Here is a 23,978-nt window from a genome sequence, read left to right as displayed (position 1 = left end):
TTGGTAGACGCACCAGATTTAGGTTCTGGCGCCGCAAGGTGTGAGAGTTCAAGTCTCTCTTTCCGCACCATTCTTTATAGAACCCAGCTTTTAGCTGGGTTTTGTTTTATCTGCCCTATAGAAAATGGGGGCGAAGAATGATGTCGAGAGATAAAAAAATCCAGCCGAGGCTGGATTTTTTGCTTAGAGTCATGACTTTTAAATTTGCTTAGAAATTACTTTCTTAGCCTAAAAGCCCCAACGCTGAGTTGGGCGCTTGCTTTGCTTGAGCAAGAACAGAGCTCGAAGCCTGAGTAAGGATCTGAGATTTCGTTAGAGCTGTCGTCTCTTTCGCGAAGTCTGTATCCTTAATTCGGCTCTTAGACGCATTCACATTTTCGTTAATGTTATCTAAGTTATTGATTGCATGGTTGAAACGGTTCTGGAACGCACCCAGTTCTGCACGGTGGCTATCAACAAATTTAAGAGCCGCATCGACAATCGCTACCGATTCTTGTGCACCACCAACCGACGTTACATCGATCGTGTCAACGGTAACCGCTTTAGCTTCACCGATACTTAGTTCGCCCGCTAAGCTACCACCAAAGGTTGCAACGCCTTCAACGCGGTTATTATCCGTAAATAGCTGTAGCTTGCCATCTTGATCGACTGACGCTTTAACAAGATCAGTTTGACCATTGATGTAAGTCGCTAGCTCTTCGATGTCGTCACCAGCTTTTGCGTTAATCGCGACGTTTTGCTCTTGTCCAAACTTGTCAGTTAGCGTGATTGTAAGGTCATTTGCCCCACTCTGCACTGCCCAGTCTTTACCTTGACCATTTGCTGCCACGTAACTGTTACCACCCATCATAGCGTTATCGCTACGCATATTGTTCATGGTAAGCATAACGGCTTCACCGTTGTCCGCACCAATTTGGAAGGACTTAGTCGCGAACGTACCATTCAGTAGCTTGTTACCACCAAAAGAGGTTGTTTCTGCGATACGGTTAAGTTCGTCATTCAGTGCTGTGATCTCTTCTTGAATCGCTACACGCTCAGACTTAGAGTTAGAGCCGTTTGCTGATTGAAGTGATAGATCACGCATACGTTGTAGGATGTTGGTTGTTTCGTTCATGGCACCTTCTGCTGTTTGTGCCATCGAAATACCATCGTTTGCGTTACGTACTGCGACGTCTAAACCTCGGCTTTGTACATTCAAACGGTTAGAAATTTGTAGACCCGCAGCGTCATCTTTTGCGCTGTTGATCTTAAAACCGGATGAAAGTCTTTCCATCGACGCTTGTTGAGCATTAGAAGCGCTATTTAAGTAGCGTTGTGCTGTCATTGCCGCGACGTTTGTATTTACATTAACCGCCATAGTGGTTCTCCTATTGATTTCCGTAGACCGGAGGTAAAGGTTTCCGACGTCTCGGCAAACCAATTAGTTCTCTCAAAGTAACCTTATTAGCGACGTTAATCTGATTAACTTTAGAGCTATTTGGTCAATTTCTATAAAAAAATGGGGTTAACAGTGGCAGATTGATGCGGTTAGCAGATATGAACTTAATTGCTAAAGAAATAGGCACTTCAGCCGATAATGCGCGTTTTCGTTGTCGAGGGAAGGAATTTGAAGATAGTTTTCTTTAGGCAAAAGAAAAGCCCCTTTTCCTTTGAGAGAACCGGGGCTATTTGGTAGCCAATGCCAATATGGAGATCGAGAGAAATGATCACAGCCTGGCTGCCGCGCTACATAGGTGACTCCAGTGATGGAGCAGGTGAGAGAGAGAACTCCATTACCTAATCACCTATGTTTGCCGTCAAACTTCCACTAACCCTACGTCTAGGTTTACGTTAGTGAAGAGGTTGACCACTACTGCAATAGTGACATTGCAGAGTTTGGCAACTGTTTTGCTTGAGCAAGTATTGAAGTACCTGCTTGTTGCAGAATTTGTGCTTTTGTCATCGCCGTAGTCTCTTTCGCGAAATCAGTATCGCGGATTCGACTGTTCGATGCTTCTACGTTTTCTTGGATGTTGGCCAAGTTGTTGATGCTGTGGCTGAGACGGTTTTGTTTCGCACCTAAATCAGCACGTTGTGAATCTACGTACTTAAGTGCCGCATCAACAATACCTACCGCGTTTTGAGCGCCACCAACCGAACGAACATCGATGTTCTGTACTGTTGTTTGCACACCAGGACCACCGTTTAGGCCAAGTTCACTCGCAAGACCACCTGAGATGTTCAGGTTACCCTCTAAGTTAGGCTCAGCGGCAAAGATCTGCAGTCTTCCATCTTGGTCTACTGACGCTTTAAACTTGTCTGTTTGACCGTTGATATAAGTAGCAAGCTCTTCAATGTCGTCGCCTTCTTTAGCGATAATATCGAGTGTCACGGCTTCACCATCTTTCGTCGTGAACTCAAACTTCAAATCTTTTGCTGCGCTTGGTACACCCCAGTCTTTGTCTTTCGCTTTCTCAGCGTCAGAGATAAAAGTCTGTCCGCCCATACGGAAATCGTCTGCACGTACACTGGTTAGGCCCATGATGATCGCTTCACCTGAACTTGCACCGATCTGGAATGACGCTTCGCCAAACGAACCATTCAGCAATTTACGACCACCAAATGAGGTTGTTTCCGCGATACGGTTTAATTCATCTTGCAGTGCCGCTACTTCTTCATGCAGAGCTTGGCGCTCTGACGCAGAGTTAGTACCGTTTGCTGATTGTAGTGACAAGTCACGGATACGTTGAAGAATCGATGTTGACTCATTCATTGCACCTTCAGCTGTCTGTGCAATAGAAATACCGTCGTTGGCATTACGCATTGCTACGTCAAGACCGCGAGACTGAGCCGTTAATCGGTTCGAAATCTGTAGGCCAGCCGCATCATCTTTTGCACTGTTGATCTGTTGACCAGAAGACAAACGCTCCATAGAGGTATTCAGATCACCCGTTGCTTTGTTTAGGTAACGCTGGGCTGTCATCGCCGAAACGTTAGTATTTACTGTAATGGTCATAGTTTGCTCTCCTATTGAGTTCGCAAGTGCTTGCGAAGCGGCCAGCTTTGTCTCATTTGGAAGCACTGACCGTAAATGCCTTGCTAAGCAGATCGATTACCTGCTTAAAACTTATTTGTTTAACTCTTAGTTAACTGATTCAAGTTGTGTGCCAATTTTAAAAATCCGGAAAATAAATTTATTTATCCTTATTTATTAGCAACTTGAATGTGGTGGTTGCAAATCATCCTAATTGAACAAATTACACTCACCGCCTGCGGCAACCCTGTTGCCGCTCTTTTGCCACCTGACTTGCCACTCATCGTGGTTTCGTTTTGCTGGCAAACTACATCTATCTCGCACTTATGGCATAGCGCATAAGGCATTGAGATTAGATGTAGTTAAATAGTGTTAAGTCTTTGGTTTTACCAAACGCTTGTTGTGACGCTTGTAGTGCTCGCGAGTTCTCGTTGAATTCGATAATCGCTTCTGCATAATCCAGATCTTCAAAATTACTTTTTGATTTAGCTAAGGTCATTTTGAAGTCATCATGCTGCTCTTCTTGGATATCAAGCGTATTTAGCCTTGCACCCACGTCCGTGCGCGCCTTGTTCAAATGAATGAAAGCGGCATGGAACTCTTGTGTGATCTGATGTAACTGAGCTGTGTTGGATGCGTCTGATACCGAACCTCGCGAATATTCCATCGCATCTTTAAACGTTTCAAATACACTGAAGGTACGTCTCGGCTCTAAGGTGATCTCATCACCTTTCGTAATCTGACCTTTGACCTGAATTTTCACGCCTTCGTATTGAATGCCTTTGGCAGGGTCAAAGGTGTCCGCTTTAACAACTGAACCATCACGTTCCAACTGGTATCCGTATTTGCCGTCGGGCATATCGACAAAAGTGACTTTATAGGTCGACAGATCGTCTGGATTAATGTTGATCGCGCGCTCTAGTAACAGTTCCGATGCGTCTTTTAGGTTGTACTTAGGTTCAAAATCACCAAATGGATTGTCTATTTCCATAAATAGCTTGCTGCCTGGATCATTGATCGGCATTTCTAAGCTGTTGGAGATCTTCATCTTGCGTTGATAGTCATCGCCTGCGTACACCACCTCTCCATCCTTATCACGGAAGAATGGTTGGTTTTTAGGTTTAGTACCGGCAAAGATATAGTTGCCGGACTCATCTTGAACATTGACCAAGTTGAGGAAGTTATTAGCAATCTCTTGGATCTCTCTACGCTTCGCTAATCGGTCTTCTGGTGACAAGGCACCATTGATCATTTCCATCACCGTGCGTTTCGCTTCATCAGCAAACTGTTCCGCATTGGAGATAATGACCTCATGGTGCTCTAGACGATTGCGAGTCAACACAATCGCATCAGTAAACTGACGCAATTGCTCTTTTTGCTGACCAATGTTTTGGATGTAATGCGTTGCCAGTGGATCATCACTGGCTTTCATTAACTTTTTACCCGACGCTAACTGCGCCTGATTATGGTGGACTTTCGCTTCGGAACGACGCAAATCATTCTGTACTGATTGATAGTTATGGAAGCTAGAAATACGGTTCATCATTTATGCCTCCTTATCTCAACGCCAGAATGGTGTTAAAGGTATCATTTGCCGCCTGCATGATGCGTGAAGAAGCCATATACGCTTGCTGGAACTTCATCATGTTGGCCGCTTCCTCATCGAGGTTAACGCCAGAAATCGACGCTACACGTTCCTGCGCAGCTTCTTTTTCCAAGCGCGACACATCTGTCAGCCTTGAAGCGGTCGACATCTGCAAACCAACGTTTGTATTGAGGTTGTGATAAATATCCAGAATGGTCGATTCGCCATCATTGAGCTTTTTATCCGTCTGGATATTTTGCATTTTTAGCAAGTTGCCGTTGTCACCTTCTGAAGGGACAAGGTTTGCCGTAAACTTGTCATTCGGCAACGCACCATCGGTCAACTCAAATGAGGTGCCCTGAACTGTCACGACACCCGATGGTGGGTAGTCTCGTGGCTCAAGCAGTACATTGCCTTTGGTGTCAGTAACGGCAAACTGTTTGCCGTCCGGTGAGATGATGACTTCAAACTCACGTAATGCACCTGCTTGTTCAATACTGAACTTCGCCTTGCCTTGAGCAAAGGTTGTGGATGCTTCATAACTTTGTGCGGCAATATCACTTGGGTCATTCGTTGCCATCTTCATCTGTGCCGCGCCACTTCGAGTTGGTCTCAACAGAACGCGCTCTCCAGACTCTAGATCCTTACGAATATCGATACGGATACCGTCAAGTGTGATGGCATTGTCGACAACGGGAACAATAAATTGCTCTCCAGAAGGACGCGTTATGTAGTAATCCCCACCCGTGTATTGCAGAGAGTACTCACCACCAACTAACTTGCTGGTATCTTCAATAAACACCGCAACATCAGCACTTGAATTCGATGACGTCACGACCCTAGACTTTGCCACCACATCCGAGTTCACATCGGTAAACATTAGGCCACCAATGTTGCCTCTTAAATCAAGACCTTGAGATTGGAGCTTGTTGACTTCGTATGAGAATGAAGTGGCTAATCGTCCTAACTCATCCATCAATTGAGGAATTTTCTCGTCGCGCATCGAGAGCATAGCTCCGATTTTGCCATCAATATCCTTGGTGGTAATCGCCTTGATACCTTTACCTTCAATCATGGCAAGACGACGCTGATGAACATCTGGATAACCATCAATCATCTTGAGTTCACTCGCTTCAGTTCCTGAAACGAGGGTGTGTCCATTACCAATGTGAATATTGAAACCTTCAGCGTTTTTACGTGGCGTGACCGTTACCTTGGTGTACTCAGACAGTTCCGCGACCAGTTTTTCATGGGTATCCATCAAGTCATTGTGTGGCCCAGGTGTACGCATCATTAATCGGTGTAAGTCTCTAATTTCCAAAGCAAGTTGATTGACACGTTCTATGCCGAGCTCGAGTTTTTTATTGGTGACATCGGATTGGCGACGGATGGTTTCATGAAAATCATTCAGGTTTTGCGTAATCAGATTCGCTTTCTCTAACACAACCTTACGTGCACCCACATCATTCGGGCTGTCTGCGAGTGATTTCACTCCATCGAACCATTCATTAAGATTTTCAGGAATTTTTTTCGATGCCACTGAAGAGAGCATGCTAGATAGCATCTCTAAATTGCCTTCGTCATCGACTTTATGCGCATAGTTAGTGGTAGAGACATTGAGTTCATTGACGGCAAACTGATCCCAAGAGCGGCGAACTTTTTCCACATGGACACCCATACCGTAGGTTTCCCCACCGTATTGGCGTGGCATGTTTGTGCCTTGTATCACCGACTGACGGCTGTAACCCTCTGTATTTACATTAGAGATGTTATGACCAGTGGTGTTGAGTTGTCTCTGAGCCGTCAGTACGCTTTGCGAACCAAGATTCAGAAGATCAGACGCCATATTGCCCCCAAGAAACCTTTAAAAATCAGTGTTAACCGAATATCTGAATTAAGATTTGCAATATGTGTGCCAAAGGTGAAGCGCGAGTGGCGAGTGGCGAGTGGCGAGTGGCGAGAAACTTGGCGGGGTTAACGAATGCAGTCAACCCTAGCCTATTATGTTCAGATTAGCACCTTAAAAGATGCTTGATGGCCTCTAGTTTTAGATTCATGAAGCGCGGGTTACATTTGATCGATACGAGCCTTAACGCTCAGCACCTTATCGGCATAACGAGGATCGGTCGCATAGCCAGCTTGATGAATGCCACGGATAAACTCTTCATTGTTTCCACCATGGCGAAGTGCCGTGGTGTAACGAGGGTTTTGATTGAGAAAACGAACATAATCGTTAAAGCTCTCTTCATAACTTTGATAAGAGCGAAATGCTGCATGTTCTTTGACTGGCACCCCTTGATGGTACTCAAGAGTTTGTGTCGCAACACGGTCACCTGACCAGCTACGGTCAGCTTTAATATTGAACAGGTTATTACTGCTGCCGGCCGCGTTGTTCACAACCTTTTGACCCCAGCCCGTTTCAAGTGCGGCTTGAGCAAGCAGCAATGAAGAATCAATGCCTAATGCACGAGCGGCTTTCTCTGCATAAGGTTTCATTGATGCGACAAACGACTCAGGCGAGTCAAATCGAGAAGGCTCTTTAGTTGCAGAAACTGCGGTTGGCGCTGAAGCGGTATTCGCTTGCTGTTGACGGATACGATCGACTCTTTCCATCATTGTCTCAAAATCAGCGTTGCGTGCGTTGGCGTTCTGGTTTTCAACCTTACCGGAAGTCAACTGAGCGACAATCATATCGGCTAAGCCCAGAGAACCTGATGCACTCAATTCACTCGCCATCTGCTCATCCATCATCTGACGATAGAATTGTTGGTTTTGGCTATCCATCAAGCCAGACTCAAATGTGGAGTTAGCGTCACGCATTGACTTAAATAGCATGTTAGTAAAGATAGCTTCGAACTGTTTCGCGGCAGCGGCGAGCGCTTCTTTTTCACTACCCTCATCACCTTCAACCGCTTTCTTACGCAGTTTATCTAGGTTAGCGATATCATGAATAAAACCGATGTCATTACCGTTGTTAATCATGTTCTACTCCTTAGATAACAATGAGTTGGCCTTCGATTGCACCCGCTTGTTTGAGTGCTTGAAGGATTGCCATTAAATCCGAAGGAGCAGCGCCAACTTCGTTCACCGCGCGAACGAGATCATCGAGCGTCAGACCTGGCTCAAACTTAAACATCTTGCCCTGCTCTTCGGTGACTTCAATGTCAGTATCCGGTACGACAACCGTCTCACCACCACCAAAAGCATTAGGTTGGCTAACATTCAGGTTTTCTTTAATCGCCACTGTCATGCCGCCGTGAGTGACTGCCGCTGGTTTAAGTCGTACATGCTTACCAACCACGATAGTGCCAGTGCGCGAGTTAACAATGATTTTTGCGGAGCCGTCTGCTGGGTCAAACTCAATGTTCTCAATCGCAGATAGGTAAGCAACGCGTTGTGTAACATCACGAGGTGCACGAACTTTGACGGAAGTTGCATCGACCGCCGATGCCGTTTGAGGACCAAGGAAGTTATTTACCGCATCAGCCATACGCTGTGCAGTTGTAAAATCTGATTCAAGCAAGTTAAAGGTAATGTAGTCGCCACGGCTAAATGGGGTTGGTATTTCACGTTCGACCATCGCGCCGTTCGAAATCATACCTGCTGCTGGATTATTCCCAACAATTTTCGAACCATCCGCACCCGAGGCACTAAAACCGCTCACGACCAAATTGCCTTGGGCAACGGCATAAATTTGCCCGTCGAGACCCTTTAGCATCGTCTGCATTAAGGTACCGCCACGTAAGCTTTTTGCCGATCCAATTGAAGAGACCGTCACGTCGATGGTTTGTCCTTGCTTAGAAAATGCAGGCAGTTCAGCGGTAACGATAACGGCAGCCACGTTTTTACTTTTCGGCTTCGTACCTGGTGGCATCTGAATACCAAAGTTCTGCAACATGGCGTTAAAGCTCTGATCGGTAAAGGGAGTTGATTCTCCAGTACCTGGCAGACCTGTAACCAGACCGTAACCGACCAGTTGGTTGCTACGAACACCAGCGACCTGAGCAACGTCTTTGATACGTGCTGCCTGCGCTGAAGTCGCGAGGACCAACAAGCTTGTAAATAGGAGAAACAACTTTTTCATGACCATACCTTTACTCTAACTCTATGCCATCTTTACTATCGTGCCAAAAAAGCGGCATCAGATGGATTTAGAGAGATACATTAAAGAATCGTGCCAAGAAACCTGGCTCTTGCATATCTTGCTGCGTTCCTGTACCCGAGTACTGAATTCTTGCGTTTGATATGCGGTTTGACGCAATAGTGTTGTCGTAATCAATGTCATCAGGGCGAATCGTTCCGCTGAGTCGGATATATTCATCGCCAGTATTAAGTGTCAGCCACTTCTCACCACGTATGACCAAGTTGCCGTTCGCCAGCACTTCAATCACTTCAACTGTAATTGAACCAGAAATGCTGTTACTTTGATTTGCCGCGGCACTGCCACTGAATTTATTGTCGTTGCTTAAATTGTACGAAAAGTTGTAGTCACCAATGTTAAGTTGCTGACCACCCACTTCTAGTGGATCCATCGACGCATCATTGTTTTTAGATAGATCTGCGTCAGAGCTTTTTGCCGCTTTAGTGCTTTCATCTAACGTAACCGTGATGATATCGCCAATACCGCGTGGTTTGGAATCGTCATATAGGCTGGTAGTTTGAGCCATGTTAAACAGCGATCCCGTTTCCGCCGCATAATGCTCAGGACGATGTGTCGGATGTATTGGTGCCCATGCAGGGTCCCCCGCAACAGGATCAGCTCGACCGCGCAATGTATCGATAACGCCTGCATTTTCGTCATTCGATTTGTCCCCTTCGACCGCGTCAACGGTTGTGGTTCCTTGAACGACATCAGGAGTTTCAATCGGTGGCTCAAGCATAGTACAGCCCGAAACAACTGTAAGAGCGAAAAGTGCGAGTAATCGATTCATTGCCCTATCCCTAAATTAAAGCTGCTGGTTAACAAAGCTCATCATCTTGTCTACCGCAGAGATGACTTTGGAGTTCATTTCATAAACACGCTGAGCTTCGATCATATTGACCAGCTCTTCCGTCACGTTGACGTTTGATGTTTCCAACATTGACTGTCTTACTTCACCGAAACCGTCGAAACCAGGAACACCTTCTTGTGGATCACCACTCGCACCTGTCGGTAGGTATAAGTTTTGACCAATAGGCTCTAAACCACCTGGGTTGACGAAATCTACCGTCGCAATCTGACCAACCACTTGGTTATCTTGCTGGCCTCGCACGCGAACTGACACTTCACCGTCGGTACCGATCGTGACGCTAATCGCGTCCTCTGGGATGGCAATTTCTGGCTCAAGGGCGTAACCCGCACCAGAGGTAACAATAACGCCTTCATCATTGACGGTGAACTGACCGTTACGTGTATAACCGATGTTGCCATCTGGCATCAGGATCTGGAAGAAACCATCACCCTCAATCATCATATCGAGACTGTTGTTCGTTGTTTGAGTGTTACCCTGAGTGTGAACTTTTTGCGTCGCCACTACTTTAGAACCCGCGCCTAACATCAGGCCGCTTGGCAGTTCTGTATTTTGCGATGACTGACCACCTGGCTGATTGATGTTCTGGTAGAACAAGTCTTCAAAAACGGCGCGGCTCTTTTTGTAACCTACCGTTGATGCGTTAGCCAAGTTGTTTGAAATTGTTGAAATATTGGTTTGCTGAGCGTCTAAGCCAGTCTTACTTACCCATAGTGCCGGATGCATAACCTTCTCCTAAAATTTGTTAGCTCATACGAAGCAGAGAGTCAGACGCTTTGTCCATATCTTCTGCGGTGCTCATCATTTTCACTTGCATTTCAAACTGACGTTGCAAGTCAATCAGGCTAGTCATCTCGCCAATTGCATTGACGTTACTGCCTTCAATTGCGCCTGTGAGCAGTTTTACACCGGCATCCGCTTCGTATGCCGCATTAGGATCTTTTGCACGGAACAAGCCGTTTACATCTTTGAATAGTGATTGATTATTGGTGCTCGTGAGCTTGATTCGATCAACGATTTCTATTGCATCTGCTGGAGCTCCTTGAGGAACAACCGAGATGGTGCCATCGTTGCCGATTTCAATTTTGCTGACTGGAATTGGCAGAGTAATTGGCGCGCCTGCTTCACCAAGAACAAGATTGCCGTTGCCACTCACCAACATACCGTTAACGTCAACTTTTAAGTTGCCATCACGTGTTAGACCTTCTTTGCCAGTTTTATCTAGAACCGACATCCAGCCTTGACCTTGGATCGTAACGTCGAGATCTCGTCCTGTCGTGATCACGCTACCTTGTTGAAAATTATGTCCCGGACGTTCAGTCATGCTAAACACGCGGCTTGGTAAACCATCGCCATATGCTTGCATTGAACGAGCTTGCGCCAAATCAGCACGGAAGCCCGTGGTACTGACGTTCGCCAAGTTGTTTGCTCTAAGCTGTAGCGCTTGCATATTCTGCTTGGCTCCGCTCATCGCTAGAAACAGTGCACGATCCATAATTTGCTCCAAAAATCACAATTCAGATCAATGAAAGCAACTTATGTGCCAATATTAATTTATCTTTATTATCAAGAAATTAAACCAAAAGCGGCAAAAAATCGAAAGGAGTAAGAGGAGTGCATTGCCTGTTGCGGCAACAATAGCAAGCTGATGATTGCCACCAGCTTGCTAAACAGATGATTGCTAGTATCGCTAAATAGAGATTAACGAATCTGTAGGATGTTTTGTTGCGTTTGGTTATGAACTTCAAGTGAACGAGAGTTCGCTTGGAAGTTACGCTGCGCAGAGATCAAGTCGACAAGTTCTTGAGTCATATCGATGTTTGACTGTTCTAACGTACCACTACTGATGGTACCAAAAGAGCCTTTATTCGATTCACCCCAGATTTTATCGCCAGAGAACTGAGTCGCATCCCATTGCGTACCGCCCTTCTTATCTAAGCCTTGCTCGTTAGCAACACGAACCAGCGCCACGCGACCTAAGATGATATTTTCGCCGTTTGAGTAAGTGCCAAGCACGCTACCGTTCTCGTCGAAATCTACTTTGGTCAAGAAGCCAGTTGTTGCGCCATCTTCATCGAATTTGGTCAATTCAAATGGTGCCGCGAACTGTGTCGCATCTTGCAGGCCAAAAGATAAAGTTTGGTTAACGTCAGCACCATTCAGTTCAATTGGGTTTGCTCCGGCACCCAAGGCTTCAGAAACAATGTTCTGACCGCTGTTTAGGCTAGCAAGCGTACCATCGTTGTTAAACTTCATTGTGTGACCAACGTGTCCCGTCGGTGCAGTTGCATCACCTCCTAAAATATTCAATGGCTTCTCACCTGCTTTGTCAGTCACAGTGTAGTAAGTTTGCCACGTATTAGGCTGTGTTTGATCTTTCAGGTAATAGGTCGTTAACTTGTACGACTGACCCATAGAGTCATAAATGGTCGAAGAAGTTGAACGGTTATATGTCTCAGGATCCGTGTAATCAAACAACGCCGGATCTCTTAACTCACCATTAGCTGGAAGGTTAACACCTACTTCGATGTTAGAAGTCTGTTTAGGTTTACCGAACTCTTTTGGAATGTTGATCGGTGATGGCTCGTATGAAAGCACATCGCCAGTATCTTTGTTGACTTGATAACCCAGTAGGAACTCATCGTTCGCTGTAACCATGTAGTTATCTTTGTTCAGGTGAAATGCACCGTTACGCGTTAACTCATTGGTGGTTGGAGAAAGACGATCTTTCGCCACCGCGAAGAAGCCTGTACCGCCGATACGTAGATCCATTGGGTTGTTAGTATAAATACTTGAACCTTCGTGGAACTGCTGAGCGACCTTAGCTGCTTGTACACCTTGACCAGGTGTCGTTTTCGCGTGTGTAAACAGTGAATTAGAGTAAACATCACCAAACTCTGCACGTGACTCTTTAAAGCCAAATGTGTTCGCGTTGGCAATATTGTTACTGGTTGTGTTCAGATCTAACTGAGCTGCGGATAAACCGCTTAGTGCAACATATGACATTCCAAAATCTCCTATCTAGCTAGCATATCTACTTAAAGTTACGCTTTGCCAACTTCTAGTACTTCAGCAAGTCGAACTGGCGACTCAAAGCCAGCCAGATTGAGTAGTACGTTACCATCGCCTTTACCAAGGAGAACACTATTGACGTTTGCATAGGTCGAAACCTCAAACTCTTTCGCTTCTCCATCTAGCAAACCAGATGCTTTCACATTGTATTTGCCAGCCGGCAACGGGTTACCGTTTTGATCTTTGCCGTCCCATACAACTCGGTTATCGCCACCAGGCTTTGAACCGACATCGAAGGTACGAACAAGCTGCCCCATTTGATCTTCTATTCTCACCATCAAGTTATCGACGGCTTGAGGAAGTTTGATCATAGCAGCCATACTGCCGTTATCGTTTTTCACGCCAGCAGCACCTGGGACCAAGACGTCACGCCCTACTAAAGAGGACGCCTGTAGCGCTTGGTTTGATGTCATCGAAGTGTTCAGTGTTTCGAACTGATTGTTCATCTTCCCGATGCCATCTACCGTCGCGAATGACGCCATTTGTGCAATCATCTGGTCATTACTGACCGGCTTAAACGGGTCTTGCTGGGCAAGTTGCTTGGTGAGCAAAGATAAGAAGTCTTCTTGCTTAAGTTCCTGCTTACCTGTTGTCTCATTCGGCTTATTCTTGTCCTGAAGCTGTTTAAGCTGGTCGATATAGGACAAGCCGCTTTGACCAACATTATTATTAATGCCTCCGGCCATACGTTACCTCCTTATCCCTATTGACCCATCTGCAGCGTACGCAGCAGCATTTGTTTGCTTGCATCTGCTAATTGAACGTTCGTTTGGTAAGAACGTGAAGCAGAAATCATGTTTGCCATTTCTTCCATCACATTGACATTAGGCTTGTAGATATAGCCCTCATCATTTGCGAGTGGGTGATCAGGGTTGTACTCCGCGGTAAGCGGTTTATCGCTTTCTATAATACCCATCACTTTCACTGGCACGGTATGGTCGCGGCCATACTTTGCCTTACTTAACTCAGCACCAAACACAGCATGGCGCGCCTTATAAGTATCTTTTGCAGAGCTAGAGATACTGTCCGCGTTAGCCAAATTACTAGAGGTAGTATTTAGACGAACGGATTCAGCGCTCATGGCAGAACCAGTTACATTGAATACGTTAAATAAGCTCATCTATCTATTCCCCTTTAATTGCTTTCGTTAAGTTCTTGAATTTACTTCCTAAGAAGTCGAGTGATGCTTGGTGTCTGATTTGGTTTTGCATAAACAAGTTACGCTCTAAATCCACATCGACCGTGTTGCCATCACCGGTGTCAGGTTGTGTTGGAAGACGATACATTACTTCCCCTGTCACTTGGGTAGAGGCAGGTATGTGCCGACCATCGGTACGGCTAAGACCAATGCTTGCCCCCGAGGTTGCCGCCTGCAATGCCTTCTGGAAATCCATCCCTTTTGATTTAAAGCCAGGTGTGTTCGATTGAGCAATGTTGGTGGAAATCACCTCAGCATTGCGCTCACGTACGCCCACCGTGTGCTGGTGGATACCTAATGCGTTGTCAAAAGAAATAGCCATGTTGACCTCTACTCAAAGAACTGACCGTTACTATTAAATATAAAGCAATTAGCGTACCAACTTTTAAAATCGTTCCACTGTTACTTCATTTTTTACTGAGCAATAACCACGCCAACTTTACATGTTGTTCGTAGCTAGGTGAGATTTTGGAATTACTCATTCAAAAGTATACAAGCAACTTTTGCCGTCGTACAAAAAAGCCCAGCACTATGGCTGGGCTTAGTAAAACAACGCTTAACTATTTAAGCTTGTAGATGATTCCTGGATTACATCTGACCATCTCAAATCGATCCGTTAATCCGGTTAAGGACTCTGATGCACCGAGCAGCAGGTACCCACCTGGATTTAAACTGTTGGCCATTTGATTCAGCACTTGAGACTTCATTTCAGGTGAGAAGTAAATCAATACGTTGCGGCAAAAAATAATGTCAAACTTGCCGAGCAAAGCGTAGCTATCCATTAAGTTTTGCGGTCTAAAGTTAACTAGACGCTTGACGTTATCTTTAACCTTCATTCGACCATCGCCCGCATCTTCAAAGAAAGTGCGACGGCGCTCTGGTGAAAGTCCTCTCCCCAACGCTAGGTTGTCGTACACGCCTGCTCGACACATATCAAGCATGCTTGCAGAGATATCCGTTGCGGTAATCGCAACGCTAGGCAACATGCCTGGTTTGCGTTGCTGGGTCTCTATGATGGTCATCGCCATTGAATAAGGCTCTTGACCTGATGAACTCGCGGCAGACCAAATCTTAATGGGTCTTTTATTTGCCGCGACTTCTGGCAACAACTTGTTCGCCAGTACTTCGAACGGATAGGTATCTCGAAACCAAAGCGTCTCATTTGTCGTCATCGCATCAACAGCAGCAACACGCAATTCACGATTGCGTCCCGTCACTACGTCTCTCAGCAAATCAGACAACGAAGCCAGCTTGAACTTGGTGACAAGTGGGCTTAGTCGGCTTCTTACCAGATACTGCTTACTGTCCCCAAGAACAATACCGCATTGTGACTCTAAGAAACGGCTGAAATCACGATATTCTTGATCGCTTATAGTTATTGCTGTCATTAACTTCTCTTTTTATTTTGTAAGTGCAGTTTTCACCGCATTACCAAGCTCATCGGGGTTAAATTTGGCAATAAAAGCGTTTGCCCCAACTCGTTCAACCATTGCTTGGTTAAATACACCACTAAGTGATGAGTGAAGAATAACATAAAGATCTTTCAGATCAGGATTACGGCGTACTTCCGCAGTCAATGTATAACCATCCATTTCTGGCATCTCGATATCAGAGATAACCAGAGATATCTGATCATAAATACTGCCTTCAGATGCCATTTCCACAAGCTTTTCATAAGCCTCTTTGCCATCTTTCACAGCAACGACTTCGAAACCTAAGGAAGTAATTGCACGCTCAACTTGCTTACGCGCCACGGTAGAGTCGTCAGCAATAAGTATACGACGTACAATTTCTTTTTCCGTTTCCGCCTGCGCAATTTCTTCACCAATCGATGCGTCCATCGTTTCATCAACAGGCGCAATCTCTGCCAGTATTTTTTCTACATCGAGAATTTCTACTAACTCATTATCGATATTCGTTACAGCAGTCAGGTAGTTCGCTTTGCCTGCTCCATCTGGTGGCGGCAAAATCGCCTCCCAGTGCATATTAATAATACGCTCGACTGAAGTAACTAAGAAAGCCTGAATTGTTCGGTTAAACTCTGCAATTACAACAAACGCTTTTTCAACGTCCATTGTAGGACGGCCACCAATAGCTAAACTTAAATCAATGACTGAAACTGTATGGCCACGAATATGGGCAACCCCTTTAACTAAAGGGTGCAAGTTTGGCATTGAAGTAAGCTTAGGACACTGGAGAACCTCTTTTACTTTAAATACGTTGATTCCATAACGCTGACGCCCCATTAGGCGAAAGGTTAGGAGTTCTAATCGGTTTTGACCGACGAGTTGCGTACGCTGATTCACAGAATCAAGAATACCCGTCATAAGCTCATCTCCATCTCAAACTTTCATGCTAAAAAAGTGGTAGTCTACTGTAGGCCATGAAAAACCAGAGAAACAGAATGACATATCCTAAATCACACTTATGCTCATTTTCCATAACTAATTGTAGAGCTTTCTATAAAAAGTTTTGTAAGTCTATCGGCTTTTTATTCTTTTTCTTTAGTTTTTCAGCGACATCCGCGACAGAAAACCAAATTGCGCAGATTCAGCAAGCAGCCGAAGAATACATTTTGTCCACAATTGAGTGGCCTACTGGTGGTACCTTACAGGCGACCGCTTCTAGCGTTGATAGCCGAATATTCGCTACTGACTGCCCAGCCCCGTTAGAGACTTCCTCCTCCTCTACCAATCCTAGTGCAAGTAACATCACTGTGCTCGTCGAATGTCCTGATGACAGTTGGCGAGTTTATGTACCTGTAAGATTAGTTCGTACTGGACCACAAGTCGTCCTGACCACTGCACTTTCTCGTGGGCAGCTGATCTCTGGGCAAGATGTCGCTATTAATATGGTAGACTTGCAACGCTTTAGGCGGCAAGGCTTTTCCTCAATTGATGCTGTTATTGGCGCAAAAGCCAAAAAAAATCTCCGTGCTGGAGAAATTCTTGAAGAACAAGATATTTGTGTGGTCTGCCGCAATGAAACCGTGACAATAAAGGCGGTGAAATCCGGTATGACAATCACAACAAAAGGCGTCGCTCTAACGGATGGCTCACATGGTGAACAGATTAGAGTGAAAAATAGTAAATCCAACCGTATAATTGAAGGGCGTGTATCTGGAATTTCGGAAGTGACGGTAATTTTTTAACTGGTTAGAAAAAAAGCTAAAGTTCTTACCCTAGTAGTCGATATTGACAGTACAAGTTCTAATTCGTAAAAGGCTCAACATATGGCAGGTATTGATAATATTCGTTCAGGGCAACCTCTTTCTACATCGACGAGGCACTCTGTACGTAACGACAGCACTCAAACGAGCGGTTCTGAATCCGCAAAGAAGTCGTCTGTCGCGCAAGATGCAGTTTCACTTAGCTCACAAGGTAAAGCGGTGGGAGAAATGCACAATCAAATGGTCAGCCAACCTAGTTTCGATAAAGCAAAGGTTGCGGCAATTAAAGAAGCTATCGCGAATGGCTCCTACTCTGTCGATCCTGAAAAACTTGCTGATAACATGATGAAGTTCGAAAAAGAATTGGGCGGATTCTAAACCAAGAGATATCTGTAAATGGCAGCACTGCAAGGACTAGTTGAATTCCAATTGAAAAATGCACAAGAACTGAGTGAAGTCCTTGTGTTGGAAAAGCACGCTATCGCCAATCGACTATCCAAAGATATTGAACAGATTGCCAAACAAAAGATTACGCTTATTGAGCAACTTCAAACGACTGATGATCGTATTCGTCGCCATCCTGAAGTAGAGACTCTTACCACCAACCCAGAGTTGAGCCCTCTGGTAGAACAGATAAGAGCTCTTATTACCCAATGCCAACAAGCTAACGATATTAATGGTCAAGCTCTTCAGCGTGCCCAACTCAGTTTTAACAAACTCAACAATCTGATGAAGCAGTCACAAGGGAAACTTGGTATGACTTATACATCTGAAGGGCAAACCAAAAATATCACCACTTTGGGCACAAATATCAAAGCCTAAAAGCATTCAATAAAAAAGCGGCAATGATTGCCGCTTTTTTTGTATCAGAGAGAATGGGTAAGTTAGAAAAGAGTTTGCTGTCTTTTTTCAGGTACTTGCTGAACTTCGCCGTAATCACGCAGCTTGTTCATTTTCTGGATATCAAGACGCAGTTCAGTGACATAACTATCCCCGACTTTGTAACTTCTGACGACTTCCGCGCCGCGGATAACGCCATCTACCGCACCTGATGTGAGCTCTGTACCTAGACGTTGGTCTTGCAAATCAGCTCGACCACTCACGCGCATGCCGTAGACCTGCTCAGCAAGTTCACGATACGCATCGATCTTCGAAGCACGCATCGCACGTACTTGCTTTTCTTCCTCGTTACGTCCTTTCTGTTCACTAATACTGGCGTAGCCAACAGCCGTTAACCAGTCACCAGGACGCATGTTACTTAACGGCTGACAACCGACCATTGCGAAAACGACTGCAAGGAGTAATAGCTTTTTCATCTCGGCTCCTACGGGCGTAAAATCACGGTATAAGGTTGGGTAATCGTTGGGTCTGAACGAATTAATACACCATCTTGAGTACGAATACTATTAAGGGTATCAAGGTCTCGACCAATTCGATCAGCAGGTAAGAAGCCTTGAGCTGTAGCGACAACAACGCGAGATTGCATCCCTACCACGCGGGCGTTCACAATGACACCGCCCTCTTGGCGCAGCATTGTCCCTGTCAGCACATATTGGATATCTTGCTCTTGAGCCAGATCTTTCCAATCTCGGCTAAATGCAAAGTCACCCTGATGAGTCACTTGAATAGAGCCTGTGGTTTTAAAGTCTACAACTTTAAAGCCACGACGCTGGAACTGGTGAATAAAACCTTCTGATACCGAATTACCTAGCCAGTTTGTCGCATCCATATTTTGTAGATCTACAAATGATGTGACGGCAATAGGTGTCCGTGCAGAAACACTGGTGTTAGAAACCATCAAGTCTTCGGTCATACTCTCCACAAAGAAGTCAAGAGTATGACGCGGACTCTCCATCAGCATAAACTGAGAACCCGCATAAGGTTCTTTACCATTGTATATTGGGGCATAGGCACAAGCGGTCAAAAACACCACTGGTACTAGCGTTAGCCATTTTTTCATTCTCTAATCTCCGATACATTAAGGCCTAAAATGTCGTTTCTTTTAGCTCTCTTCTAAAAGTGGAACATTCCTTGCTTTTCTAACTATGCAACTATTCAGAAAGGCAATGCCTAAATCAGCTAAGATTCAACAAGCAAAAAATGAACCAACTTGGTAAACAAACATGAAAAAATCGCTTCTGAAGCTCTTTTCAACGGTATTCATCAGCCTCATTGCTAATTCAGCGTTGGCTGGTTGGTATGAAGTGACTGGCACAGCCACTGTCGTGTCGTCCGAAGAGGTAGCTAGAATCCATGCGTTGGAAGATGCGCTCTACAAAGCCGTCCGATTCTCTGGCGCGGATATAGGCAGCATTGCAAACCTTCGTCCTCTGTTGGAAAGTGAACGCAAAGAGTACCAATTCACTAATAGTGAAGTACGTTACATCTTGGTTGAAGAGCAAAAGACACGTCGCGGAGTGATGTTTGTCAGAGCAAGAGTAGACATTTACCCATCGGCAACCAGTTGCCACGTTGAGCAGTACAAAAAGACGTTTTTGGTCGGCAACATTGCCCTTGCCTCTCCTAGCCAAGCGGTCATGGGGCAAATTTATGATGTGGGTGATGACTTTGCCAATGTTATTAACCGCCAACTGGATCAGGAGTCAGCCAACTTTATCTCCGTTGGCACCACTGACTATGAGATCAGTAAAAAGTACCCAGAACGCCTGAAAATGATTGCCCAAGATACTGGCGCACAGTACATCATCGGCGGAGTGATTACGGATTTAACCGCAACCATAGAGCAAAACCTGATTAAGGACGACATTATTAATCGTCAGTTTGCTCTGGAAATGACAGTATTCGATGGTAAGACAGGTAATGAGGTTTATAACCGCAACTATCGCGAAGTCGCACGCTGGCCTTTCGCTAAAACCAGCCAAGTTGACACCAAAAGTGCTCGCTTTTGGGCTTCTACTTACGGAGATATGATGCTTCGCGTAAGCCGAAATATCATGCTCGACTTAGAATCAGAAGTATCATGTAAAATCACGCTTCCAGAAGTGGTCGCCAAATGGGGAAATACCATAACCATGGATCTCGGTAGAATTCATGGTGTGGAACCTGGTGATAAATTGCAGTTGTGGCATACCGGTTCGTTTATCGATCAGCGTGGACTTCCACGTAACAAAGTCACCGAAACCGACATCACTTTAACGGTCTCACGTGTTTATGAGAACGAAGCAGAACTCACCATTGATCAAGCGGAACTTGCTGGCAGCATCCAAATTGGCGATGTAATGCACAAGCTGTTGTAAAACCACCATAATGAGCTTAACTTCTGGATTGAAATCAGTATCATAGCGTTATGCTCCCGTGGCACAGCTGGATAGCGCGATCCCCTCCTAAGGGATAGGTCACAGGTTCGAATCCTGTCGGGAGCGCCAGATTTTTCAAAGAGCAAAGAGTTAGCAGAGAAATTTGCTAACTCTTTTTTGTATCTGCTGTTTAAGCACGAAAAAGGGCTACATAAGTAGCCCTTTGGCAAGTCAGAACGCGAGTATCCTTAGCTCTAGTTAGTTCACCAGATTGCCATAAAAGAACTCACTCAATGCCTGATAGTGTTCATTCGACTCTGGAGTACCAAAGGCAGCGGCATAGTCCGCGTGAGACTGACCTTCGTAGACGTTCAGTTCTGCTTTCGCACCTGCACGCTTGAGTTCACGATGCACTCGCACAGTGTCGCTCAACAATAAGTCACGCGTTCCTGTAATCAAGTAAGTTGGCGGAAAGTTCTCAAAGCTGCCATTGATTGGCGATACAATAGGATCGCTCAGGTCAAGATCTCCCACATAAACATTGACCAAGGCAGAAGAGAGACCACGCCAGCTACCTAAGATATGGTCTAACCCTTCATTGATATAACGACTGTCTCCGGTCATTGTCATATCTACACCTGGAGTCCCTACATAAAGAGCGGCTGGGACTGGCGTATTCTGGTTATTGAGTTCCTGTATTGTCGCTAGTGTCAGAGCCCCACCAGCAGAAGTCCCTCCCATAACCATTGAATCTGCCGAGCGTGTTTTTAGAAGCGCATTCCACACTTTAATAATGTCATTACGGCTCGCAGGTGCTGGGGCATCTATCGATTTGGTGTAGTCGATCGCTAGCGCTGGTATCTGCATCTTAGTCGCAATGATTGAGGCTTCTGATGTCGATGCTACGCCACCATTCAACATGTAAGCACCGCCCTGAATCGCCACGTAAAGCTTATCTTTTAACTCTGGGGCAATCGTCTTGGGAGTCACCCAATACACAGGAACACCAGCAATTGAATCTTTTTCAATGGTTACCTCTAGGCTCTGAGCCAGCAAAGCAGCGCGTTCATTCGCAGGCTTATCACGAGCATCAACGAAGGCACGCCAATCTTCTTTCGTTTCAGGAATATTTTGCTGCAGTGCTTCTACGTTTGGGGCAGGAAAGCTCTTCGAAAATTCATAAAACTCTGGGCTAACCGCAGTCGTCAGAGGTACTGGTTGTGAAGAGAGCGATAGCGCATCTTTATTAGCTGCCGTATTGGCCATAACACCAGTGCTTAAAAAACTTGCTGCGATAAAAGAAAGGACGATATTACGTGAGTTCATTTTGCCACCTATTCAATCATTAATATAAAAGCACTCCTTGCTGCGATGGACGTAAGATAAACAAACAAATTGATGAAATATATGAATTAGAGAAATTCATTTTTGAAATGATACAACAAGTAACGTGAAGCCACGCGCCCCACTTTGAACCATTATTTGCTACGATTAAGCCTGATAAGAAGAGGAGAATTTGTTATTGACATCAGGGAATTAGATCTCAATTTACTACGTATTTTGCGTGCCATCGTTGAAACCAAAAACTCGCATGCGGCAGCGGAAAAACTCGGGATTTCACAAACAAGTGTTAGTCGAGCAATCGCCAAGCTCAAAGGGAGTTTCGGCGAACAACTTTTTGTTCGTAAAGCGCACGGGATAGAACCATCAGAGTTAGCAATAATGCTGGCTGACGCCTCATTAGAAATGCTACATCCAGTCGAGAAAGTGATTGAGGACTATTCTGCTTTTGACCCAACCAAGTATTCAGGAAAGGTCAATATATTGATCAATACCTTTTTACTCGAGTTCTTTGGCCCTCATCTAATCCTCTGCCTGCGCAACGCACTGCCTAAGGCTAGCTTCCATATTTCTCAGTGGCAAAAAGATTCCCTCTATGAGGTATTGCAAGGTGGCGTTGACTACGTCATCCAATTTGAGTCTTACACAATGCCTCAAGACTTGTTCTGCCGCAATCTCGCCAAAATTGAAAATGTCCTGCTGGCGAGAAAGAACCATCCGTCTCTATCCAACAGCAGTGATTGGGAAGTGATTCACTCTCTACCAATAGTGCGACTCTATCTAGATGGTATTAATCCAAGAAAAGGCATTCTCGAACAGTTGTATGAAAAGCAAGGCTATCAGGCGAACTTCTTATTAACGACGCACAGCATCAGAACGGCGGTAGAACTGATAAAAAACAGCGACGCTATACTCTACTCTAGCCAATTCGTCTCACAGATAGCCCCTGAGCTTGAATGCTATCCACTGCCTCCCTCAATCAAACAACACCATGTGCTCAATATTGCGGGATCATACCTGCAAACTCGGCGTGGAAGTCCATTCAATCAGTATCTACATCAAACAATTCAAACCTTTTTTGATCAGACTCTGTCAACGAAGTAAGCTTGCGCAAGCCTTAACATAAGAAAGCGATGTAATGTAAACTCACTAATGAAAGTCAGTCACAACGCTCTCACCAACCTTTCCAATTAATCACTCCAAATGGCTTTGATCGTCTGGTGAATTCCCATTCACGAATCAGATATAGCAAAAATGCATTTCTCTAATTCATAGATAGAGCAAATAACTCCATGTAACCTTCTCACCAACTTAAGGATTTGTCGCAAACGGAAAGGCTTGACTTATGTTGATGAGAACAATTAATGAACAAAACAGCACTCTTTGTATTCGCTCTACTACCAGTTTCTATCGCTTCAGCCAATGCGACTGAGACTTCACGTTTCTCTGGTGAGTTCTCTTTGAACTCAGGCTTTAGTAGCACTAACTCAAACCTAAACACTAATGGTTCTGAGCAAATAAACCATTTGGGTAAAGGCGAGAATACTGACAACTTTTTTGCCTCACCTCTAGGTAGCCTTTACTACTCGCTCAACGAGCAGAATAATCAAAGGGTATATTTGGGTACTTCCCGTGATGACTTGGCAGTAGGAACACTTGCATTCGAACTTGGCTATCAATACGACTATCAAAATGGTACTCGACTCGACATTGGCTATCTTCCAACCGTCCTAGCCGACGAAGTATGGGCTAACCCTTACCTAACTGGACAAAAAAGAGAAACCACCGATCGCCAAGGTAACGCTTATCGATTAAAACTCTCTAACCTATGGAATAGCGGCGTGTCATTTGATTTGGCTTATGCTACTGCCGAGATCGACAATGACACGATTGAACATGCGGAATTACAACGAGATAGCGATACCTATTTTGTTAAAGGTCAGTACCGCACCATGCTTGATAGAAATGCAGGTTACATTACAGCCTTTAGCTATACTCACCATGACGCACAGGGTGAAGCAGCATCGTATAATGCCTATAAAGCGGAGCTAAGTTACTTTTATATCGCCAATAACTATCGATTGTCATTGACGGGAAGCTACGAGCTTAAAGAGTACTCTGCGGAAAACCCTATCTTCGCACAAACACGAAGTGATGATGTTTACCGCCTGTTTTTAGGCTATGAGTACGATGACATCCCGAGTTGGGACAACTGGAGCATCATCTCATTTATCGGCACTAGCATTAATGATTCAAACATCAACTTCTACAAGAGTGATAGCTTGCTGATGTCTGTTGGTGTGAACTACAAATTCTAATCGTTGTTAACCTCGG

24 protein-coding genes and 1 tRNA gene are annotated in these 23,978 nt (G+C 45.0%); 7 read left to right on the top strand and 18 right to left on the bottom strand.

Features of this window, described 5'->3' with window-relative positions; all coding sequences use genetic code 11:
- Positions 1-223 precede the first annotated feature (223 nt).
- The 15 genes from ACQEXP_RS15535 to ACQEXP_RS15465 all read right to left on the bottom strand — a co-directional run bounded on the left by ACQEXP_RS15535 (position 224) and on the right by ACQEXP_RS15465 (position 16,204).
- Positions 224-1,357 carry a flagellin gene (locus tag ACQEXP_RS15535; protein WP_426970834.1) on the bottom strand — a complete coding sequence of 378 codons (1,134 nt, stop codon included), beginning with the start codon at positions 1,355-1,357 and terminating at the stop codon, positions 224-226.
- Positions 1,358-1,849: 492 nt separating this feature from the next.
- A complete protein-coding gene (locus tag ACQEXP_RS15530) occupies positions 1,850-2,995 on the bottom strand; it encodes a flagellin (protein ID WP_269378004.1) in 1,146 nt (381 codons plus the stop codon).
- A 370-nt stretch (positions 2,996-3,365) separates the two neighbouring features.
- Positions 3,366-4,559 (bottom strand): flagellar hook-associated protein FlgL, encoded by a 1,194-nt coding sequence (gene flgL / locus ACQEXP_RS15525; RefSeq protein WP_426970832.1) that lies wholly within the window; start codon positions 4,557-4,559, stop codon positions 3,366-3,368.
- 10 nt (positions 4,560-4,569) lie between these two features.
- Complete coding sequence (gene flgK, locus ACQEXP_RS15520) at positions 4,570-6,444, bottom strand: flagellar hook-associated protein FlgK (RefSeq protein WP_269378006.1); 1,875 nt, start codon at positions 6,442-6,444, stop codon at positions 4,570-4,572.
- A gap of 221 nt (positions 6,445-6,665) precedes the next feature.
- On the bottom strand, positions 6,666-7,580 hold the full coding sequence (gene flgJ / locus ACQEXP_RS15515) for a flagellar assembly peptidoglycan hydrolase FlgJ (protein WP_269378007.1): 915 nt from the start codon (positions 7,578-7,580) through the stop codon (positions 6,666-6,668).
- A gap of 10 nt (positions 7,581-7,590) precedes the next feature.
- Entirely contained in the window at positions 7,591-8,682 is a 1,092-nt protein-coding gene (locus ACQEXP_RS15510) for a flagellar basal body P-ring protein FlgI (RefSeq protein WP_269378008.1), read from the bottom strand.
- A gap of 67 nt (positions 8,683-8,749) precedes the next feature.
- The gene (gene flgH, locus ACQEXP_RS15505; RefSeq protein WP_269378009.1) at positions 8,750-9,529 is read right to left on the bottom strand and encodes a flagellar basal body L-ring protein FlgH; all 780 of its coding nucleotides are present in this window, start codon (positions 9,527-9,529) and stop codon (positions 8,750-8,752) included.
- Between the two features lie 15 nt (positions 9,530-9,544).
- Positions 9,545-10,333 carry a flagellar basal-body rod protein FlgG gene (flgG, locus tag ACQEXP_RS15500; RefSeq protein WP_006881569.1) on the bottom strand — a complete coding sequence of 263 codons (789 nt, stop codon included), beginning with the start codon at positions 10,331-10,333 and terminating at the stop codon, positions 9,545-9,547.
- A 19-nt stretch (positions 10,334-10,352) separates the two neighbouring features.
- Positions 10,353-11,102, bottom strand: coding sequence for a flagellar basal-body rod protein FlgF (flgF, locus tag ACQEXP_RS15495; protein ID WP_138971525.1), 750 nt, complete (start codon positions 11,100-11,102; stop codon positions 10,353-10,355).
- A 206-nt stretch (positions 11,103-11,308) separates the two neighbouring features.
- A complete protein-coding gene (flgE, locus tag ACQEXP_RS15490) occupies positions 11,309-12,613 on the bottom strand; it encodes a flagellar hook protein FlgE (RefSeq protein ID WP_269378010.1) in 1,305 nt (434 codons plus the stop codon).
- A gap of 38 nt (positions 12,614-12,651) precedes the next feature.
- A complete protein-coding gene (gene flgD, locus ACQEXP_RS15485; RefSeq protein WP_269378011.1) occupies positions 12,652-13,365 on the bottom strand; it encodes a flagellar hook assembly protein FlgD in 714 nt (237 codons plus the stop codon).
- 17 nt (positions 13,366-13,382) lie between these two features.
- Positions 13,383-13,799 carry a flagellar basal body rod protein FlgC gene (flgC, locus tag ACQEXP_RS15480; protein WP_138971528.1) on the bottom strand — a complete coding sequence of 139 codons (417 nt, stop codon included), beginning with the start codon at positions 13,797-13,799 and terminating at the stop codon, positions 13,383-13,385.
- Between the two features lie 4 nt (positions 13,800-13,803).
- On the bottom strand, positions 13,804-14,199 hold the full coding sequence (gene flgB / locus ACQEXP_RS15475; RefSeq protein WP_138971529.1) for a flagellar basal body rod protein FlgB: 396 nt from the start codon (positions 14,197-14,199) through the stop codon (positions 13,804-13,806).
- A gap of 238 nt (positions 14,200-14,437) precedes the next feature.
- Positions 14,438-15,265: a protein-glutamate O-methyltransferase gene (locus tag ACQEXP_RS15470; protein WP_269378012.1), complete on the bottom strand. Its 828-nt coding sequence runs from the start codon at positions 15,263-15,265 to the stop codon at positions 14,438-14,440.
- 12 nt (positions 15,266-15,277) lie between these two features.
- A complete protein-coding gene (locus tag ACQEXP_RS15465; RefSeq protein WP_269378013.1) occupies positions 15,278-16,204 on the bottom strand; it encodes a chemotaxis protein CheV in 927 nt (308 codons plus the stop codon).
- Between the two features lie 77 nt (positions 16,205-16,281).
- On the opposite strand from ACQEXP_RS15465, the gene flgA reads away from it, so the two are divergent.
- From flgA to ACQEXP_RS15450, 3 genes are all read left to right on the top strand, one after another.
- Positions 16,282-17,028 (top strand): flagellar basal body P-ring formation chaperone FlgA, encoded by a 747-nt coding sequence (gene flgA / locus ACQEXP_RS15460; RefSeq protein ID WP_426970830.1) that lies wholly within the window; start codon positions 16,282-16,284, stop codon positions 17,026-17,028.
- 81 nt (positions 17,029-17,109) lie between these two features.
- Positions 17,110-17,424, top strand: a complete 315-nt coding sequence (gene flgM / locus ACQEXP_RS15455; protein WP_138971533.1) for a flagellar biosynthesis anti-sigma factor FlgM — start codon at positions 17,110-17,112, stop codon at positions 17,422-17,424.
- Between the two features lie 18 nt (positions 17,425-17,442).
- On the top strand, positions 17,443-17,868 hold the full coding sequence (locus tag ACQEXP_RS15450) for a flagella synthesis protein FlgN (protein WP_426970828.1): 426 nt from the start codon (positions 17,443-17,445) through the stop codon (positions 17,866-17,868).
- A 62-nt stretch (positions 17,869-17,930) separates the two neighbouring features.
- Here ACQEXP_RS15450 and flgP read toward each other — a convergent pair whose 3' ends face one another.
- Together flgP and ACQEXP_RS15440 are read right to left on the bottom strand one after the other, a co-directional pair.
- Positions 17,931-18,362, bottom strand: coding sequence for a flagellar assembly lipoprotein FlgP (gene flgP / locus ACQEXP_RS15445; RefSeq protein WP_426970826.1), 432 nt, complete (start codon positions 18,360-18,362; stop codon positions 17,931-17,933).
- Positions 18,363-18,370: 8 nt separating this feature from the next.
- Positions 18,371-19,006 (bottom strand): FlgO family outer membrane protein, encoded by a 636-nt coding sequence (locus ACQEXP_RS15440; protein WP_138971536.1) that lies wholly within the window; start codon positions 19,004-19,006, stop codon positions 18,371-18,373.
- Between the two features lie 163 nt (positions 19,007-19,169).
- Between ACQEXP_RS15440 and ACQEXP_RS15435 the strand changes: the two genes are divergently transcribed.
- Together ACQEXP_RS15435 and ACQEXP_RS15430 are read left to right on the top strand one after the other, a co-directional pair.
- Entirely contained in the window at positions 19,170-20,303 is a 1,134-nt protein-coding gene (locus tag ACQEXP_RS15435) for a flagellar assembly protein FlgT (RefSeq protein WP_138971537.1), read from the top strand.
- Between the two features lie 52 nt (positions 20,304-20,355).
- Positions 20,356-20,432: transfer RNA gene (locus ACQEXP_RS15430), tRNA-Arg, on the top strand.
- Positions 20,433-20,561: 129 nt separating this feature from the next.
- On the opposite strand, the gene ACQEXP_RS15425 is transcribed toward ACQEXP_RS15430, so the two are convergent.
- A complete protein-coding gene (locus ACQEXP_RS15425; RefSeq protein ID WP_426970824.1) occupies positions 20,562-21,629 on the bottom strand; it encodes an alpha/beta hydrolase fold domain-containing protein in 1,068 nt (355 codons plus the stop codon).
- Positions 21,630-21,785: 156 nt separating this feature from the next.
- Between ACQEXP_RS15425 and ACQEXP_RS15420 the strand changes: the two genes are divergently transcribed.
- Both ACQEXP_RS15420 and ACQEXP_RS15415 read left to right on the top strand, forming a co-directional pair.
- The gene (locus ACQEXP_RS15420) at positions 21,786-22,748 is read left to right on the top strand and encodes a LysR family transcriptional regulator (RefSeq protein WP_426970823.1); all 963 of its coding nucleotides are present in this window, start codon (positions 21,786-21,788) and stop codon (positions 22,746-22,748) included.
- 260 nt (positions 22,749-23,008) lie between these two features.
- Positions 23,009-23,962: a DUF2860 family protein gene (locus ACQEXP_RS15415; protein WP_426970821.1), complete on the top strand. Its 954-nt coding sequence runs from the start codon at positions 23,009-23,011 to the stop codon at positions 23,960-23,962.
- The last annotated feature ends 16 nt before the right edge of the window (positions 23,963-23,978 follow it).

The organism is Vibrio sp. TRT 1302, from assembly GCF_050113875.1.
In the GTDB taxonomy this organism is placed as follows: Bacteria; Pseudomonadota; Gammaproteobacteria; order Enterobacterales; family Vibrionaceae; genus Vibrio.
The sequence above is the reverse complement of the archived record's forward strand: the minus strand, read 5'-3'. Positions and strand labels throughout refer to the sequence as shown.